The organism is Devosia elaeis (genome assembly GCF_001650025.1).
Classification (GTDB): domain Bacteria; phylum Pseudomonadota; class Alphaproteobacteria; order Rhizobiales; family Devosiaceae; genus Devosia; species Devosia elaeis.
The window spans coordinates 30,099-48,159 of the sequence record NZ_LVVY01000119.1 but is presented as its reverse complement, the minus strand read 5'-3'; the positions used below and the strand labels follow the sequence as shown (position 1 = coordinate 48,159).

17 protein-coding genes are annotated in these 18,061 nt (G+C 62.6%); 8 read left to right on the top strand and 9 right to left on the bottom strand.

What is annotated here, in order from left to right; all coding sequences use genetic code 11:
* The first annotated feature begins 182 nt into the window (after positions 1-182).
* The 5 genes from A3840_RS15540 to A3840_RS15520 all read left to right on the top strand — a co-directional run bounded on the left by A3840_RS15540 (position 183) and on the right by A3840_RS15520 (position 6,877).
* Positions 183-1,862 (top strand): ATP-binding protein, encoded by a 1,680-nt coding sequence (locus tag A3840_RS15540; protein WP_165603196.1) that lies wholly within the window; start codon positions 183-185, stop codon positions 1,860-1,862.
* Positions 1,859-3,193 carry a sigma-54-dependent transcriptional regulator gene (locus A3840_RS15535; RefSeq protein ID WP_067458829.1) on the top strand — a complete coding sequence of 445 codons (1,335 nt, stop codon included), beginning with the start codon at positions 1,859-1,861 and terminating at the stop codon, positions 3,191-3,193. Before A3840_RS15540 ends, A3840_RS15535 begins: the two co-directional genes overlap by 4 nt.
* 152 nt (positions 3,194-3,345) lie before the next feature.
* Entirely contained in the window at positions 3,346-4,287 is a 942-nt protein-coding gene (locus A3840_RS15530) for a TAXI family TRAP transporter solute-binding subunit (protein WP_205633402.1), read from the top strand.
* Positions 4,288-4,352: 65 nt separating this feature from the next.
* Positions 4,353-6,473 carry a TRAP transporter permease gene (locus tag A3840_RS15525; RefSeq protein WP_067458979.1) on the top strand — a complete coding sequence of 707 codons (2,121 nt, stop codon included), beginning with the start codon at positions 4,353-4,355 and terminating at the stop codon, positions 6,471-6,473.
* Positions 6,470-6,877 carry a DUF1850 domain-containing protein gene (locus tag A3840_RS15520; RefSeq protein WP_067458826.1) on the top strand — a complete coding sequence of 136 codons (408 nt, stop codon included), beginning with the start codon at positions 6,470-6,472 and terminating at the stop codon, positions 6,875-6,877. The genes A3840_RS15525 and A3840_RS15520 overlap by 4 nt, the downstream gene beginning before the upstream one ends.
* A 49-nt stretch (positions 6,878-6,926) precedes the next feature.
* Here A3840_RS15520 and A3840_RS15515 read toward each other — a convergent pair whose 3' ends face one another.
* From A3840_RS15515 to A3840_RS15490, 6 genes are all read right to left on the bottom strand, one after another.
* The gene (locus tag A3840_RS15515) at positions 6,927-7,907 is read right to left on the bottom strand and encodes a glutathione S-transferase family protein (RefSeq protein WP_067458823.1); all 981 of its coding nucleotides are present in this window, start codon (positions 7,905-7,907) and stop codon (positions 6,927-6,929) included.
* 11 nt (positions 7,908-7,918) lie between these two features.
* On the bottom strand, positions 7,919-8,782 hold the full coding sequence (locus A3840_RS15510; RefSeq protein WP_067458820.1) for a VOC family protein: 864 nt from the start codon (positions 8,780-8,782) through the stop codon (positions 7,919-7,921).
* A 57-nt stretch (positions 8,783-8,839) separates the two neighbouring features.
* Positions 8,840-9,283, bottom strand: a complete 444-nt coding sequence (locus A3840_RS15505; protein ID WP_082903947.1) for a DoxX family protein — start codon at positions 9,281-9,283, stop codon at positions 8,840-8,842.
* Positions 9,284-9,306: 23 nt separating this feature from the next.
* Complete coding sequence (locus A3840_RS15500) at positions 9,307-9,939, bottom strand: NADPH-dependent F420 reductase (protein WP_067458817.1); 633 nt, start codon at positions 9,937-9,939, stop codon at positions 9,307-9,309.
* Between the two features lie 117 nt (positions 9,940-10,056).
* Complete coding sequence (locus A3840_RS15495) at positions 10,057-10,968, bottom strand: LysR family transcriptional regulator (RefSeq protein WP_067458813.1); 912 nt, start codon at positions 10,966-10,968, stop codon at positions 10,057-10,059.
* Positions 10,969-11,058: 90 nt separating this feature from the next.
* Positions 11,059-11,991, bottom strand: a complete 933-nt coding sequence (locus A3840_RS15490) for an alpha/beta fold hydrolase (RefSeq protein WP_067458810.1) — start codon at positions 11,989-11,991, stop codon at positions 11,059-11,061.
* Between the two features lie 116 nt (positions 11,992-12,107).
* Between A3840_RS15490 and A3840_RS15485 the strand changes: the two genes are divergently transcribed.
* Entirely contained in the window at positions 12,108-12,827 is a 720-nt protein-coding gene (locus A3840_RS15485) for a helix-turn-helix transcriptional regulator (RefSeq protein WP_067458806.1), read from the top strand.
* A 68-nt stretch (positions 12,828-12,895) separates the two neighbouring features.
* On the opposite strand, the gene A3840_RS15480 is transcribed toward A3840_RS15485, so the two are convergent.
* The 3 genes from A3840_RS15480 to A3840_RS15470 are packed head-to-tail and all read right to left on the bottom strand — an operon-like array spanning position 12,896 to position 15,607.
* Positions 12,896-13,654 (bottom strand): hypothetical protein, encoded by a 759-nt coding sequence (locus A3840_RS15480; protein WP_067458803.1) that lies wholly within the window; start codon positions 13,652-13,654, stop codon positions 12,896-12,898.
* Entirely contained in the window at positions 13,647-14,639 is a 993-nt protein-coding gene (locus tag A3840_RS15475; RefSeq protein WP_067458801.1) for a Gfo/Idh/MocA family protein, read from the bottom strand. The genes A3840_RS15480 and A3840_RS15475 overlap by 8 nt, the downstream gene beginning before the upstream one ends.
* Positions 14,636-15,607, bottom strand: a complete 972-nt coding sequence (locus A3840_RS15470) for a Gfo/Idh/MocA family protein (protein WP_067458798.1) — start codon at positions 15,605-15,607, stop codon at positions 14,636-14,638. Before A3840_RS15470 ends, A3840_RS15475 begins: the two co-directional genes overlap by 4 nt.
* Before the next feature lie 118 nt (positions 15,608-15,725).
* Here A3840_RS15470 and A3840_RS15465 point away from each other — a divergent pair, with 118 nt between their 5' ends.
* Positions 15,726-16,451: a FadR/GntR family transcriptional regulator gene (locus A3840_RS15465; RefSeq protein WP_067458795.1), complete on the top strand. Its 726-nt coding sequence runs from the start codon at positions 15,726-15,728 to the stop codon at positions 16,449-16,451.
* A 21-nt stretch (positions 16,452-16,472) separates the two neighbouring features.
* Positions 16,473-18,059: an ABC transporter substrate-binding protein gene (locus tag A3840_RS15460; RefSeq protein WP_067458792.1), complete on the top strand. Its 1,587-nt coding sequence runs from the start codon at positions 16,473-16,475 to the stop codon at positions 18,057-18,059.
* Positions 18,060-18,061 lie beyond the last annotated feature (2 nt).

The following is an 18,061-nucleotide window of genomic DNA, read 5'->3' as shown; positions in this document are numbered from 1 at the left end:
TTATTTCGCGCTAATCTGATCCGGCAGAAATGCAAATATGCAGCTGCGGGGAGGGTTGCGTGGCCTTACGGGCGCGATCAAGGTGGTATTTCGGCATTGCTGCCACAGTTCTGGTCTGTGGCCTTGCGACCGCGGCTTATAGTGTGGCTCATAAGGCCGGCACAGATCGGCTGGCGGGCCAGTTGCGCGATCGCCTGACCTTGTCGCAACGCGCCGTGGAAAGCGAGATCGAGCGCTTTGCCTATCTGCCACAGGTGCTGGGTGAAGATGCGCGCGTTCTGGGGCTTCTTGCCGACCCTTCGGACATGCGCGTGCAAGAGGTTAATGCCTACCTTGCCAATGTGGCGCGCCACTCCCAGGCCGATGTGGTCTATCTGATCGATCCCACCGGGCTGACACTCGCGGCGTCAAACTGGAACCTGCCCAGCTCGTTTGTCGGCCACAATTATGGATTTCGACCCTATTTCACTGATGCAGTCGAACTGGGTCGTGGTGACTATTACGCAGTGGGCGTAACCACCGGGGTGCCCGGATATTTCCTCTCCAGCCGGATAGACGGGCCGGACGGGATATTAGGCGTCGCCGTGGTCAAGGTCGACATGTCTCCGCTCGAGCGGGTATGGGCGGAAGCGGGCGAAATGACCGGCGTCGCCGATGGTGCCGGGATCGTCTTTCTGAGCGGGGTGCCGAATTGGCGCTACCGCCCGCTCTTCACCCTTAAAGATGTGGATAGGGATCGCATAGAGACGGAGCGCCGTTATGACGGCAATGACGTCTTTGGCCGCGTCCCGCTGGTTAGTGCGCTCGATGCTTCCGGCTTGACCCATATGACCGAAGACGGTTCACCGCGTCTGGCGATGAGTACCGTGCTGGTCGATCCCAAAGGCTGGCGATTGTTCAGCGCCTTGCCCTCAGCGCCCGTCCGAGACGAAGCCCGGCTTGTCGCCGGCGTCGTGGGGCTGCTGACGCTCGTCTGTCTTCTTCTCGGTCTCTATAGCTACCAGCGCCGCCAACTCACACGCTGGAAACTCGAACAGAATGGTGTGCTCGAGCGCCGCGTCAGCGAACGCACCAGCGCCCTTGCGCGGGAGGTGGAGGAACGCAAGCGCACCGAGGAAGAATTGCGACAAACCCAGGACAGTCTCATCCACGCGGCCAAGCTGGCCGCATTGGGCCGCATGTCTGCCGCTATCGTGCACGAAGTCAGCCAGCCGCTCTCTGCATTGGATAATACCCTGGCCGCAGCGGGGCTGCATGCAGGCAATCACGCTCATGACAAAACCGCAGCATCCATCACGGCAGGCCGCGACTTGCTGAAGCGTATGCAGCGCACGATCAAAAGTCTCAGGACCTTTTCATCTCGCGCCAAAGCCCTGCCGAACGAACCGATCGCCATCGGCCAGTCCGTGGCCGAGGCGCTGGAAATCGTCATGTCCCAGGCACGAGAGAAAAGAGTATCCCTCTCCTTTGACAACGAGGCGCCCTCTGCAATGGCGTCGGTCAATGCCGTGCGGATCGAACAGGTGTTCATCAATCTTCTGCTCAACGCCATCGATGCGACAGCCAGCATGGGCAATAGCCAGATCACAATCCTGTTGCGAAAGGCAGGACGGCGCGCGCTGGTCGAGTTCCGTGATGCCGGCCCCGGCATACCCGAGGAGATTGCCGACCAGATTACCGAGCCTTTCTTCACCACCAAGGCGACCGGTGAGGGGCTGGGGCTAGGGTTGTCCATTTCCCGCGCCATCCTTGAGGACTACGACGGCACCCTCTCGTTCTCGTCCGCGCCCGGCGGTGGAACATGCGCCATCGTTTCCCTGCCGCTGGCGCGGCAGCCAGCCCAACGCGAGCCAGCCGAATGAGCCGTGGCAGGATCGTTTTTGTCGATGACGAGCCCGAACTCTGCGCGGCTGCAGCCGACTGGCTTGGGGCCAGCGGATTTGCGGTCCAGGTGTTCAGCGATCCAGGCAGGGCGCTGGACGAAATCGACATGGCGGCCGGCGATTGCGTGGTCTCGGACATGCGCATGCCCGGCCTGTCCGGGCTCGAATTGCTCGAGCAGATCCGCAAGCGCGATACGGACCTGCCGGTTGTCCTGCTGACCGGCCACGGCGACGTGGCCCTGGCCGTCGAGGCCATGCAGGCCGGCGCCTATCATTTTCTCGAAAAGCCTTACGACGCCGACCAATTGGTCTCCATTCTCGACAATGCCGTGGAGCGCCGACGGCTGAAGCAGGAAATCGAACGCCTGCGGCGGGGGGTGGACGATATCGAGGCCAGATTGATCGGCGCGTCACCAGCTATGGCTGCCGTTCGCCGCTCGGTGCAGCATTTGGCCGATATCGATGTGGATGTACTGATCACCGGCGAGACCGGTACCGGCAAGGAGGTCGTCGCCCGCGCTCTGCACGATTTCGGACGCCGCCGCTCGGGGCCGTTCGTTGCAATAAATTGCGCCGCCATTCCCGAAACCATTTTCGAAAGCGAGATGTTCGGCCATGAGCGTGGCGCCTTTACCGGGGCCCAGTCCGCCCGGCAGGGCAAGATCGCCCATGCATCCGGCGGCACGGTTTTTCTCGACGAAATCGAATCCATGCCGCTATCGCTTCAGGCCAAAGTGCTGCGGGTGATCCAGGAGCGAATCGTGGAGCCGGTGGGCTCCAATCGCCAGATCCCAGTCGATGTCCGGTTCATTGCGGCGACCAAGGTCGATCTCAAGACCGAGAGCGATGCCGGCCGCTTCCGGCCAGATCTTTATTTCCGCCTCGCGACGATCGACCTGCCCTTGCCCCCGCTACGCGACCGCCCTGAAGATATTGGTCTGCTTCACACCATCTTTGCGCGCAGGGCTGCGGATCGTTACGGGCTCGCATTTCGGGAACTGCCCGCGGACCGACTTATCGACCTTGTTCGTCAGGACTGGCCAGGCAATGTCCGCGAACTGAAATCCCATGCCGAGCGCACTATTATCGGAATGGAAGCGGCGACGTCGCGCCCAACGATTCCGGGCAAGCTGCCGGACATTCTCGCCGCCTACGAAGCCAGGGTTATCGCGGCCACGCTTGAGGCGGTTGGCGGCGCTACGGCGGAGGCAGCCGAGCGCCTGGGCGTGCCGCGCCGCACGCTCAACGAAAAGATCGCCAAATATGGACTACGCGCCGCACCTGCGCCTGGCGAAACTTCGCTCGGCTAACGCGGTGTCGGGCGGTTTTTCGCCCGAGAAAACTAAAAAGATTAGCAATTTCAGCGCGGAAAGATTGGCACGGCCCTTGCGATAACTTGCACGGGACGCCGCGAGGATCGGCGACCACCAAACCTTTTGGGAGGAAATCGATGACCAAAACAATGACGCGCCTCGGCGCGGCTGCTCTGCTGTGCACGGCGTTTATCACCCCGGCCGTTCATGGCCAGGAATTCATCAACGTTCTGACCGGCGGCACGTCCGGCGTCTATTATCCGTTGGGCGTCGCGCTTAGCGAAATCTATGCAGATGGCATCGAGGGTTCGCGTACCCAGGTGCAAGCGACCAAGGCTTCGGTCGAAAATCTCAACCTGCTGGCCCAGGGCCGCGGCGAAATCGCCTTTGCGCTGGGGGATTCTGTGGCACTGGCCTGGGAAGGCAACGAGGAGGCCGGCTTCCCGCGGCGTCTTGAAAGCCTGCGCGCCATTGCAGCAATTTATCCCAATTACGTGCAGATCGTGGCCGATGCGCAATCCGGTATTGTCTCGCTCGAAGACCTGCCCGGCAAATCCATGTCGGTGGGCGCGCCCGCATCGGGTACCGAACTCAATGCCCGCGCCATCTTCGAAGCCGCGGGGATCAGCTACGAGGATCTCGGGCGGCTGGAATACCTGCCCTATGCGGAATCGGCCGAGCTGATCAAAAACCGCCAGCTCGATTCAACGTTGCAGTCCGCCGGGCTGGGCGTCGCCTTCATCCAGGATCTGACGGCCACCCACTCGATCAACATCGTGGCCATTCCGCCCGAAACCGTGGTGCAGATCGGCGAACCCTATGTTCCGGCCGTCATTCCGGCCGGTACCTATCGCGGCCAGGATGAGGATATTCCGACCGCTGCCATCGGCAATATCCTGGTGTCACATGAAGGCGTCAGCGAGGAAACCGCCTATCAGATGACCAAGCTGATGTTCGAAAATCTCGACCTCATGCGCGCGGCGCATAGCGCTGCAGAGAGCATCGACATCGAGGCGGCAATCAAGGGGCTTCCCATTCCGCTCCATGCGGGCGCGGAGCGCTATTACCGGGAGCAGGGCATCATCCAATAATGCCCTTTGGGCCTGCCGATCTCGTCGGCGGGCCCGCATATCGCTCTTTTGGGGAGGAAAGACTCGTGACCAACACTGCTGCGGCCAGCGCCGATACTCAGGTCCATCAATTTGAGGACGAAGTGGCCGAGGGCCTGCCGCCTGGCTTTGGCCCCGGCATCACCGGCAGGATCGCCTTCGGCATTGCCATCGCCTTCGCCCTTTTCACGTTGTGGACGGCCGCCTATGGCAGCCTGCCCAGCCAGGTCGTCCGCGCCATGCATGTGGGCTTCCTGCTGCTTTTGACCTTCGGGCTTGTGGCCAATCTCGTGGCGAAGACGCTGCCGGGCAAGATTTTCTTCTGGAGCCTGGGCATAGCGGGCTTCCTCACCGGCATCTACAACTGGGTCTTCTATGTCGACCTCATCCGCCGCACCGGCTTTCTCACCACCATGGATTTGGTTGTGGGCGCCGGCGTTGTTCTACTCGTCTTCGAAGCGGCGCGCCGCATCCTGGGCTGGCCGCTCGCGCTGATTGCGGGCATTTTCCTAGCCTATTGCTTCTTTGGCCAATATCTCCCTTCGCCGCTGATCCATCGCGGCTATAATTTTGAATTGATCGTGGAGCATTTCGGCTTCGGCACCGAAGGCATTTACGGAACCCCGATCTATGTCTCGGCCGCCTACATCTTTATCTTCGTGGTCTTTGCCGCCTTTCTCGAGAGGGCGGGCATGCTCAAATTGTTCAACGATTTCGCCTTGGGCCTGGTCGGTGGCACACGGGGCGGCCCGGCCCAGGTAGCGGTCCTGTCCTCGGCCCTGATGGGCACGATTTCGGGGTCCGGCGTCGCTAACGTCGTGGCCTCCGGGCAATTCACCATCCCGCTGATGAAACGTTTTGGCTATCGCTCCGCCTTTGCCGGTGGCGTCGAGGCAACGTCATCCATGGGTGGACAGATCATGCCGCCGGTCATGGGCGCAGTGGCCTTCATCATGGCCGAAACGCTCAATGTGCCCTATGCGGCGATCGTGCAGGCGGCCATTGTCCCGGCCATCCTCTATTTCGCCGTCTGCTTCTGGATGGTTCACCTTGAAGCCTCCAAGCTTGGTCTTAAGGGCCTGCCCAAAGACCAGCTTCCCAATCCGTGGCAGGCTGCCAGGGAGCAATGGCCCCTCATTCTGCCGCTGGCGGCACTGGTCTATCTGCTCTTCGCGGGCTACACGCCGGTCTTTGCCGGCACGATGGGCCTCTCGCTTGTCGTCGTGCTGATCCTGGGCACGCCGCTGGCCGCGCGCATCGGACCATTCGTATTCCGCGTCGTATTCTGGGTAGCGCTCGGCTTGGCCGCGGCCTCTTTCGCCTGGGTCGGCGTCAATCTGCTCGTCGCGGTGATCGTGGGCCTGATTGCCGCCTGCGCATTTTTCAAAGGCGGCCGGGAAACGCTGGCCATTTGCCGCGATGCTCTCGCGCAGGGGGCACGGAATGCCCTGCCCGTGGGCGTGGCCTGCGCGGTGGTCGGCATCGTGATCGGCACGCTGACACTGACCGGCATTGCCTCCACCTTCATCAGCGCCATCATCAGCATCGGGGAAAACAATCTCTTCCTGTCGCTGGTCCTGACCATGCTCACCTGCCTGGTTCTGGGCATGGGGATTCCGACCATTCCCAACTACATCATCACCTCCTCGCTGGCCGGACCGGCGCTGTTGGAACTGGGCGTGCCGCTGCTGGTCAGCCACATGTTCGTCTTCTATTTCGGCATCATGGCGGACCTCACGCCGCCAGTTGCGTTGGCCTGTTTCGCGGCGGCGCCGATTGCCAAGTCGAGTGGGCTCAAGATTTCGCTCAACGCCGTCAAGCTGGCGGCGGCGGGCTTCGTGATCCCGTTCATGGCAGTCTATACCCCATCCCTGATGCTGCAGGACGGCGGCTGGATGGCGGAAGCCTTCGGCTATCCGGTGGAAGTCGCCTACGTGATCTTCAAGGCCTGTGCCGGGATCGGGCTTACCGGTGTAGGCCTTGTCGGGTTCCTGTTCGTCCGGGCCGGATGGCTGGAGCGCCTGCTTTTCCTCGCTGCCGGCATCTCGCTGATCCTGACCTTGCCACTGACCGACGAGATCGGGCTGGTCGCAGGTCTGGTCCTGGTGGGTCTGCAGTTTCGGCGTGGACGGATGGAGGCGCGAAAAGAACAGGGCCTGCCCGCATGAGCCTTTGCATCGCCGCAAGCGGGACGCTCATTGCGCTTGCGGCGACCAGTTTCTCGCTGAGCTGGACCCATTCGGTCGAGAAAACCGCGTGGGTGGAAAGGTGGACTGTGGTTGAACACGGACTGCGGCTTGATGAAGCGAGCGTGCAAGGTTCAGGCGCGGGCATTGATCTGCCGGATGACGCGATTTTGCGCGACGGGCTTTGGACCTATCGGCCCAACCTCGCCCCCCTGAACCAGTTAATCCTGGCGGCCTCAGGCACGACCCCATCGCCCTGGAGGCTCTGCACCGAACAGACATGCCTTCAATTGGGCGAGGTCCGTGGAGAAGCCATCAAGATTTGGGCCACCGAGCATTGCGTGTTGCCTACGACCTCGAGTGGTTTCCGTCTGGGCCACTTTTGACCGGATCGGCACACCGTCATGAGCCGGTGGCGCGATGTCCGAGCCCCGACTACAAATGGCCCGCCCTGCTGGCGGACGACAGGTCCGGCATCTCCGGCCCTACGGGTACGATGCCTGTCGGGTTGAGCGCCTTGATCGAATAATAGCCACGCTTGATGTGGTCGATATTGACCGTCTCGCGAATGCCCGGCAGGGCGAGAACCCGGCCGACATAGGCGCTCAGGTTGGAATAGTCCGCCAGGCGCCTTAGATTGCACTTGAACAGCCCGTAATAGGCGGGATCGAACCGGATCAGCGTCACAAACAGGCGAATGTCCGCTTCGGTGAAGCGGTCGCCGCTGAGGAATTTCCGGCCGTCGCCGAACCGCTCATCGAGTTCGTCGAGCATGGCGAAGACCTCGACGAAAGCCTCCTCGTAGGCTTCCTGCGTGGTCGCGAAGCCGGCGCGGTAGACGCCGTTGTTGAGCCGGGGATAGATACGCTCGTTCAGCGCATCGATTTCGGCGCGCAAATCCTCGGGATAGAGGTTGACTGTCGTGTCACCAAGATCGCCGAAGCCGGTATTGAACATGCGAAGGATTTCGGCCGACTCGTTGTTGACGATGGTTCCGCGCTTTTTGTCCCATAGCACTGGCACCGTGGCGCGGCCGCTGACCGCCGGATCGGCGCGGGTGTAGAGTTCGTGCAGATAGGTCACGCCGTTGACCTCGTCGCGGGTCGAACCCGGATAGTCGCCGAAGCGCCAGCCTTGGTCGCTGAGCGCCGGCTCGACCACCGACACCGAGACCACGTCGTCGAGCTTCTTGAGCTTGCGGGCCATCAGCGTGCGCGAAGCCCACGGGCAGATATAGGCGACATAGAGATGATAGCGGCCCGCCTCGGCCGTAAAACCGCTTTCGCCGGTCGGGCCGGCGCTGCCGTCCGGCGTGACCCAATTGCGAAAGGTCGAGGTCTGGCGCACGAAGCCGCCCTTCTCGTCCTTGGCCTGCACCGGCTGCCAGTCGGCCATCCACTTTCCGTCCACGAGCATGGTTCGGTTCCTCAGTTCTTCAGCATGATGGCGACGCCCCAGGGGTCGCGCAGCGTCGTACCTTCACCATCGTTCGTCGGCTCGATGCCAGCCTTTTCGGCGCGTGCGACGATGTTCGCGATGTCAGCGGCGTCGCGCAGGACGATCTCGACCGTGTCGAGCCCCGCCATGCCTTCCGGCCGGCGCGCGGCGCCGCGGCTGTTCCAGACGTTGCCGGCAAGCTGATGGTGATAGCCGCCGCTGCCGTAGAAGCTGGCGCCGGGATAGTCGACGGTGACATCAAAGCCCAGTACATCGCGATAGAAGCGGTCGGCCGCTGCCGTCTCACCGACCTGCAGGTGAACGTGGCCGATGCTGCCCTGTTCGGGAAAGCCGGTCCAGCCGAAGCTGTTGCCGGCCGCGAGCAGGTCCTGCACGTCGAGCGGCTCGGTGGCCATCTGGATATTGCCATTGGCGTCCAGCCACTGCGCGACGGGCCGGTCCCAGTAGACTTCGATGCCGTTGCCTTCCGGATCGGCGAGGTAGAGCGCCTCGCTGACGATGTGGTCGGACGCGCCCTGAAGCCGGACCCGTGCATCGGCGACATGGCCGACCCAGTTCGCCAGATCGGCGCGGGTGGGCATCAGGAAGGCCGTATGGAACAGCCCTGCCTGCCGGTGGTCATTTGGGGCCAGCGTCGGATCGGCCTCGAGAACGAGCAGGGGCGTGCGCGCCGCGCCCAGTGTTGCCTCGCGATCGTTCCGGGCGATTTCGGCCAGACCGAGCACGCTCTGGTAGAACGCCGAGACGGCATCGAGGTCGCGCACCTTCAGCTTGACCTTGCCGATATGCATCGGGGCGGAACTCATGTCGAAGAAATCATTCGCGTTGGTCATGGCGGTTGCTCCGGGGGAAAGGGCGGCCGCGGTTTAATCCACGGCCGCATGAGAGGGTCAGGCGCGGGTGCGCTTGACGGCATAGGCTCCGTCACCGAGCAGTGCCTGCACGACGAGGACGATCGCCCAGAAGAGGGGAAACTCCCAGCCGCCGCCTTCGTTCGAGAAGAAGAAGCCGGCCGCACCGTGCGGCGCATAGATCGAGCCGAGCAGGATCGGCACCAGCGCCAGCGAGACCCAGCGCGTCCAGGCACCGGCTATCAGCGCAATGCCGCCTGCCAGCTCGGCCGCGATGACGAGATAGGCCAGGAAGCCCGGAAAGCCGAGGCTTTCAAAGTAGCCGACCGTGCCGGCCGGCGTAAAGATGACGAGCTTGAGCCAGGCATGGGCGAGGAAGAGAACGCCCATCGAAACACGCAGGATCGTCGCGGCGAGATCGGCGTTCGAGACGCCGGCAACGAGCGTCGGGCGGCTTGTGCCTACTGAAGTTGCATTGGTCATGGTCTTGTCCTTCGAATGGGGGGTCAGGCGATGCCCTGCCAGGTGGGCGCGATGTCGGTGCCATGGCCGAGGCCATAGCCCAGCGCGATGTTGAGGCCCGCAACCGGTTCCAGATAGCGGGCGGAGGCCAGGCCACCCGTCTCCACAGCGGTAAAGCCGGCGCCCGTCGCCAAGGCGGCGACGCTCTTGCGGGCTTCGGCATCGTCGCCCGCGACGAAGACCGTCGCCGGTTTGCCGCCAGCCTTGCCGCCGTTCTGGAGCACCGAGGCGAAGACGGTGTTGAACGCCTTCACCACCTTTGCCGACGGCGCGCGCTTCTGGATCTCCTCGGCCGCACTGCTGGTGTGGCCGACGGTGAGGCCGGAATAGTCGGCGGTCAGCGGGTTGGTGATATCGACGACGATCTTGCCAGCCAGACCGCCAGCGGCGGCGATGACATCGAAAGCCGCCTCGTAGGGCACGGCCAGAACGACGGCTTCTGCGCCAGCCGCGGCTTCGGCGAAAGAGCTGGCAGTGATGCCGGCGCCCAGTTCGGCTGCAACGGAGCGCGCCTTTGCAACGTCGCGCGAAGCTATGGTGACGGTGTGTCCAGACTTGGCGAAGAGGACGGCAAGCCCACTGGCCATGTTACCCGTCCCGAAAATGGAAATGTTCATGTCGGTTCTCCTGCGTTGGTGACGCATCGCGTCGCGTTCCGAGGAGAACATGATCTTTTCGATCCCAGATGATAATCCAGCTATGGGGAAGATAATTGCTTCCAATTAGGAAGAAATCTACCAGCCTTCCTCCCAAGCTGGCGTGCCGCGATATCGCTCGACAAGAAAATTGACCAGAACGCGGACCTTCGCGGCGAGATGGCGGCTGTGCGGATAAAGGGCGTGCACGGCATAGGGCGCAGTCTCGAAGCGGCGCAGCACACGCAGCATCCGGCGCGTCCGCACAGCCTCGCCGGCGATGAAACTCGGGACGCAGGCGAGCCCTAGGCCCGCCTCGGCGGCATTGAGGCAGGCTTCGGCGTTGGAATAGCGAATGCGGCCATCGACATGAACACCGAACGGCTCGCCAGATTCGTCTCGGAATGGCCAGCGCTCCGGATCCCTGAAATTGGTATCAAGGATGCAGTCAAATCGCGACAGGTCGGCCGGCGTCTCCGGTTCGCCTCGCTGCTCGAGATAGGCCGGCGAGCCGATTACCACGATGCGGACATCGCAGAGCTTGCGCGCGATCATGCTGGAATCGCCCGGTCGACCGACCCTGATTGCCATGTCGAAACCCTCGTCGACCAGGTTCACCACGCGGTCTGAGAAGCTGACATCCAGTTCGATCTCGGGAAACGCCGCGACGAACTCGTTCAATGCCGGGGCGATCTCGATCGTCCCGAAGGTCAGCGGCGCCGTCAGGCGCAGCCGTCCGCGCGGCGCGCGAGATGCATCGCGAACCGCCGCGTCGAGATTATCGAACTCTTCCAGCAGAGGGCGGAGGCGGTCGAAATAGGCTTGCCCCGCCTCGGTAGGCGATACGGCGCGGGTGGTCCGGCTGAGAAGCCGCACGCCCAGTTCGCTTTCGAGCCGCGAAACCAGCTTCGACGCCTGACCCGAGCTCGTGCCAACCCGCGCGGCGGCGGCGGTGAAACTGCCGGTCTCCATGACCGCCACGAACATCCTGTCGGATTCCAGCCTGTCCAACGCGTATCCCAATATGACCAGTGCACTACCGTTATGATTCTATCATCGCGGCGCCGAACCGGATACCCAAACGGGAAGCACGCATGTTCATCACCGTGCCAGCCAGTTCAGAATCAGCCGGTTGGTTTCCTCCGGCTTTTCTTCCTGGATCCAGTGACCGCAATCGAGGCTGACCACGTCCACATTGGGCACGAAGTTTGCCAGTCTTTCAGATTTCGGGATCACGTCGCGGTCGCCATAGATCATGAGTGTGGGTTGATGGATGATTGGGTCCACCTCGCTCAGTTGGTGCCAGTTGCGGTCTAGATTCCGGTACCAGTTGATGCCGCCCGTGAACCCGGATTTTTCGAAGGCAGAGATGTAGACGGCCAGGTCGTCATCGCTCATCACGGGCTCTCCGAGCGGCGTTTCAGCTCTAGCGAGGTTCATCATCGCCATGCCCGGCTCCGGCGCCTGGAGGGGCACGTTCTTCCGGTACAGATTGCGAAGAAAGCGGGACGCGTTCTCGTCCAATACGGCGTCCGCCACGCCGGGTTGCCGGTTGAAGTGAACCAGGTAGTAGTCACTCCCCAGGATCATCTCCAGGAACTCGATCCACGGCAATTCGCCGCGCTCCTGATAGGGCAGGCTCACATTGATCACCTTGTCGACCCGGCCGGGATGCAGCAGGGCGAGCCCCCAGACGACCGAGGCGCCCCAATCGTGGCCGACAAAGGTCGCCTCCCGGTATCCGTAGTGATCGAGAAGCGCGACGAGATCGCCCGCGAGGTGAACAATGTCATATTCCGTCACATCGTCCGGACGGGACGAGTTGCCATAGCCCCGCTGGTTGGGGACGATGACATGATAGCCTGCAGCGACCAGGGCGGGCATCTGATGGCGCCAGGAATAGGCATGCTCGGGCCAGCCGTGACAGAGCACGATTGGGTTTCCTGCATTTTCGCGTCCCGCTTCAAAGACTTCCAGTTCAACACCGTTGACGGGAATAAGGGTCGGCTGGGGAAAATCGGTTGCGGTCGACACGGCATATCCTTTCCATGGTTTCGGCGATCAGGTGTGCGTGGCCCGCGGCGCTGCACAATGATCGTCTAGAAACCAATGGTGCCAAAAGCTGGCACTGAAGGGCGCTAGCTTGCGGCATGAATATTCGCCTTCGACATGATGCCATCGTGCGCAGCCTTCGCCGCAACGGCACGTCCACAATCGCGGACCTGGCGGCGGACGTTGGCGCCTCGAGGCGCACAATCCTGCGTGACATCAGCGCGCTGCGCGACGACGGCTTTGTCATTCATTCCGAACCTGGGCGCGGCGGCGGCCTGCAACTTGATCCGCAATCACTCCAGACCACGGCCAAGCTCTCCGTCCCCGAGGTCTTTGCGCTGCTCATCAGCGTTGCATCAATGCGGGCCGCCGGGAATTTGCCCTTTGCGGGCCTTGCGGATGCCGGGCTTGCCAAGATCGAGAAAGCCCTGCCGCCGGACAAGGTGCGCGATCTGCGCCGGTTGCTGGATTGCCTCTATGTCGGGCAGCTTTCGCCGCTGGTGGACATAGCCGATATGGCGGCGATGGATCCCGCATTGCTGCCCGCGTTCGAGGCCGCATTTCTCCAGCGGCAGCGCATGGGCTTCCAGTACCGTGACGCAAAGGGCGCCCTGACCAATCGTGTTGTTGAACCGCACGCCATGCTGATCCTGCCACCGCTTTGGTATCTGGTGGCATGGGACCCTGAGCGCGATGACTTCCGTCATTTTCGAATGGACCGGATCAGCATGCCGGAGGTCAACCAGGGGGCCACTTTTCAACGGCGACACGTGCGGTTCGAGGATCACGTTCGCCCGGTTCGCGATCTATCGCGCTAGACCTCGTATATACCGCCGATCTGATGACCGGTTCCTTGAAATATCCTCGCTTTGGGATTGGGCCCTGCTTAGGTGGCGAGCAGGGTTAGTGAAACCGGGGCGAAATCACCTAGTCGCAACGTCGTCCTGCCGGTGGGGGACGCCTCGATGAGCGGGCATAGGGAGCCCGTGGTGACAACCATGCCGGCGCGCAGTCCGCCGAAATGGTCGAAGGGGGCGCTGGCATAGCCGATGATGGGCTCGAGTACACCGCCAAAGGGGTGTTTGGCCGGTCCAAGTTGGGTGGTGCCGGCGGTGGTTTCCAGCGTGATCAGCAGACCATCGACTTCGGGCAGGGTAGGGATGACCTGTGGCCCCGTCACATAGCCCGACGTCACCATGAAATCGGAGAGCGAGCCATACGCGCCAGCGTGCTTATATTGGTCGATACGGGTGCCGATCAGCTCTATGCCCACGATGAAATGGTCGATCGCCGCCAGCACGGCCGTCTTGCCCTGGCGCGCAGTATCGGGCGTGATATCGCTTTTGAGGACGGCGGCGATTTCGATTTCGAGACCCATCATATTGCGGCCATTCAGTTGCAGCGTGCCGCCGCTTCTGGTGACCCAGCTATCGATGATCGGCGCGGCCAGGGCTGGGCCCCCGGCTGGCGCGGCGACCTTCGCCACCGAGGCGGTCTCGCCCAATTGCCGCAGCACTTCGCCCTGCACCGCCATGGCGCCGGTGGCGTCCAGCGCCTGCAAGGCGGCGGCCGGCACCGGCTTGCTCGGGTCGCGATGCGCCGCGATATAGGCTCGGGCGAGCTGCCCGGTCGATTGGCTAGCCATGGCCGATCTCGATTTCCCGCTTTTGGTCATTGGCCTGATGTGCCGCTTCGATAATTCCCACAATCTGGCGGGCATACGCACCGTCAACGGGCACGGGCGCGATGCCGGCTATGGCGTCGCGCATGGCCCGCCATTCGCGCACCACCGCGTGATGCATCCAGTCGGCCTCGATCGAATCCGGCACCGGTGTCCAGACGGCGTCGCGCCCGATCGAAACGCCTTTGTCGAAATCGATGCGCAGCGTGCCGCTTTCGCAGACCAGGTCCATGGCAAAGCCGACCGCGCCGTTGCGGTAGCCGACGCTTTGCACCTGGCCGATGCCGCCATTGGCGAAGCGCAGCCCGATCAGCGCGCTGTCATCGGCCTGCTGCTCGTGAAAGAAGGTGCCGGCCAGGGCGTTGACGCCCACCACGTCCTGCCCCATCAGCCAGACCAGCCGGTCCAGCGCATGGATGCCGGCGGTCATCAGCATGCCGCCGCCCGAGGCGGTATTCTTGTGCCAGTCGCGGCGATTGCTCTCCATCCACAACTTGATCATCCAGCTCGATCCCAGCACCGGCTTGCCGATCACGCCGGAGTCGAGGACCTCCTTCGCCTTGAGACAGGGCAGGGCAAAATGCATCACATGGCCGACCATGAGCTGCACGCCCGCTTTGGCGACAGCCGCATTGATGGCGTCGCAGGCACGGGTGGTCGGCGCCATCGGCTTTTCCAGCAGGATGTGCTTGCCGGCCTCGGCCGCGCCGATCGCGATCTCTTCATGCAGGTGGTGCGGCGTGGCAATGACGACGGCATCGACTTTGGGATCAGCGAGAAGCTGGCGCCAGTCGGAATAGGCGCTGCCGCCATGCTCCTGCGCGAACTGCTCGGCGGCTGCCCGGTCTTCCCGGCAACTGGCGACGAGCTGCACGCCGTCGACCTCGGCCATTGCCTTTGCATGCACCGCGCCAAAATGTCCGGCGCCGATGATACCAATTCCAATCATGATCTTGCCTTTGTATATGCGGCATCGATGAGGGTCATCGCCGCGAGATAGTCGTTGAGGGTGATTGCCGGTGGGCGGCCGTCGCGCAGGCGCTGCAGTGTATCGGCCATGAACAGCCGATAGCGGGTGGCTGTCGGTTCGGGCGGCAACGCGCGCGTGCTCGCGTCATCCAGCGTCACGCTACTGGCATTGTCGCCTCGATCCACTAGGGTGGCGTTCGCCGTGACCAGCCGCCATTCGAATTCGCCGCCGGGCGCCATCGAGGCATAGGTATAGCCGGCCTCGACGGTGAACAGCGCGCCGGCCGCGTCGGTCAACACCAATAGGGCATGGTCGTCCACGGCCTCGTCATGGATGCGATTGCCGATACTGGCCGAGACCAGGGTCACCGGCCCCTCCGCCAGGCTCAATACGGCATCGACGCCGTGAATGCCCAGATTGCGCAAGGCGCCACCGCCGCCAATGGCGGGATCGAGCAGCCAGCCCACGGCATCCTGCCGATAGCGCTCCGGCGGGCCATTCACCAGCCGGAAACTGGCATGGGCAAGCCTGCCGGCGCGACCGGCTTCCTGCAATTGACGATGAGCATGGAAAATCGGCCCGAAGCGGTTGGGCAGCGGCACCCCGACAAAGCCTTTTCTTTTTGCGGCCAGTTGCGCCAGTTCCGCGATGGCCGCTGTGTTGCTGGCAGCGGGCTTTTCAAGAATCAGGGGAATGCCGGCTTCGATCAGTGCCTGCGCGCGGGCGGGCAGGGTGGTCGGATGACCCATAAGCACGACCAGGTCAGGTGCCAGGATCAGGCCGTCGCTGATATCCTCCACCGCCGGCAGGGCATGTTTCTTTCCAAAGGCAGCCGCATGGGCGGGGTTTTCGTCCCACACGCCGACCACCAACGCCCCCGCCGCGCGGGCTGCGTCCAGGTGCATTTCCGCGTGCCAATGACTGGTCCCGAACAGCGCAATCTTCATGCTTTTGCCACCTATCCAATATCGACTTGCAGGATATCCCATATGTCGCTATACAACAAGCGTTGACGGTGTTGATCTGTGCTGCCCAGAAAGCTGGAACAGATAAACGAGGACCACGATGTCGAATTTGAAAGCGATGACGCCGTTGAGCCGGGCCCCTCTCCTTCACGTCACAGTGCAGGAGAGTCTCAAGGAATATATCGAGGCCAATCAGCTCAAGGCCGGCGATCCTCTGCCGCCCGAAACTTTCCTGGCCCAGCAATTGGGCGTCGGGCGCAATTCCATGCGCGAGGCGATCAAGGCGCTGGAATCGCTGGGCATCCTTGAGACGCGGCGCGGCATCGGCGTCTTCGTCAAGGAATTCTCCTTCAAGCCGCTGCTCGATAACCTGGCCTATGGCTTGCAGGACTCGCTGCGCGACGTCGAGGAATTGCGCGAAATCCGCCGCGTGCTCGAGACCGGGCTGATCGGCAAGACCATCGCCATGATCAGCGAGGCGGATCTGGCCGCTTTGCGTGATGTCACGGCGCGCATGAAGGTGCGGGCGGAGCGGCAGGAGAGCTTCGCCGAGGAGGACCAGCGCTTCCACCAATTGCTGTTCCGCTGCCAGAACAATCACATGTTGAGCGCGTTGATCGATATCTTCTGGACGGCCTTCAACAAGGCCTCCAACTTCAACGATCTCGACAACCCTGAACCGCTCGATACGTGGCGGGACCATCACGAAATCGTCGAAGCGGTCGCTCGCAAGGACGTGGAGCAGGCGCGCAAGCGCCTGGACGATCACTACCGCGGCATCCAGCAGGTCATTGCCAGGAACCGCACAGAACCATCCAAAGCCTGATCTTTCCGGGGAGGAAAAACCATGCATATCAGGACGATCACGCAAGCCCTGGCCATTGGTGGCCTGCTGCTTGGTGCCACTGCACTCACCACGCCGGCCTTCGCGCAGGATGCGAAGACCATTACCGGCGGTTTCGATGTCGGTCCTGGCGGGTTCCCCAAGAACTTCAATCCGCTCGCCGCCACCGGTGGCTTTACCTGGCTCAACACCTATTTCGAGCCGCTGGTAATCTATAATGCGGAACTGAACGCCATCGAGGGCGCTCTGGCCACCGATTACACTGTCAGCGAAGACATGCTGACCTATACCTTCAACCTGGCCGAAGAGACCTGGCACGATGGCGAGGCCTTCACCGCTGCCGACGTCAAGTTCACCCTCGACCTGATCCGCGACGCCGCCTCGGGCAGCGTCTTTACCGGTCGCCTGGGCAAGGTCGCCAATGTAGAGGCGCCCGATGATCGTACTGTCGTCGTGACACTGTCGGAGGCTGATGGTGGCCTGCTGTCGGTGCTGGCCCAGGTCATGATCCTGCCCGAGCATGCCCTGGCTTCGGTCGCGCCCGAGAGCATCGCCACCAGCACCTGGTGGTCGACCACCCCGATCGGCACCGGCCCCTTCAAGTTCACCAAATATGTCACCGACCAGTATGTCGAACTGGCGGCTGACGAGGACTATCGTGGCGGCGCACCCAAGGTTGACCGGCTGATCAACCGCTATTTCGAGAACCCGGCTGCCGCGGTGGCCGCGCTGCGCGCCGGTGAAATCCAGTTCACCTATGTCGAACCGGAAGATGCTGCGACCTTTGCCGGCAACGAGGCCTTCAGGGTCATCGAAGGCGACTCTTATGTGGTCAACTATATCGGCTTCAACCAGAAGGTTGATCTGTGGAAGGACGTTCGTGTCCGCCAGGCCTTCATGTATGCCATCGACCGCGCCGCGATCGTGGAAAGCCTCTATGGTGGTGCCGCCAAGCTCGCCAATTGCGGCTATGTCGCGCCCCATCTGGTGCCTGATGGTCTCAACGACTACGCCTATGATCCGGAAAAGGCCAGGGCGCTGCTCGACGAAGCCGGCTGGGCCGAGATCAACGGCGACAAGCCGATCACCTGGCTGACTTATTACGGCTCGCCCCAGGCCGCCAATGTGATGGCTGCAGTGCAGGCCATGCTGGCCCAGGTCGGCGTCAATGTCGTACCGCGCGTGGTCGACGTGCCGACCTATAACGGCACCGTCTATCAGGAGAACAACCCTGACTGGAACGAATTCCCGCTGATCTATGCGGGCCTGCAGAACGGGCCCAACCCGGCGGGGATCAATGTCGGCCTCAACAAGTCGCAATTGCCGCCGGCCGGCGCCAACATCATGCGCATCGAGTTCGACGATCTGAGCGCCGCTTTCGACGCCGCCATCGGCGAGACCGATGCCAGCCAGGTCGATGCCCGTTGGCAGGACGTCTGCAAGGTGATGAACGAGCAATTGCCCTGGGCCACCATGTGGGTCGCCAATCGCTATGGCGTGGCATCTGCCGACCTGGTCGACTTCGTCTGGACGCCGGCGCCGGCTGGTGGCCCCTTCGCCGCCCATCCTGAACTCTGGGATATCAAGTAAGC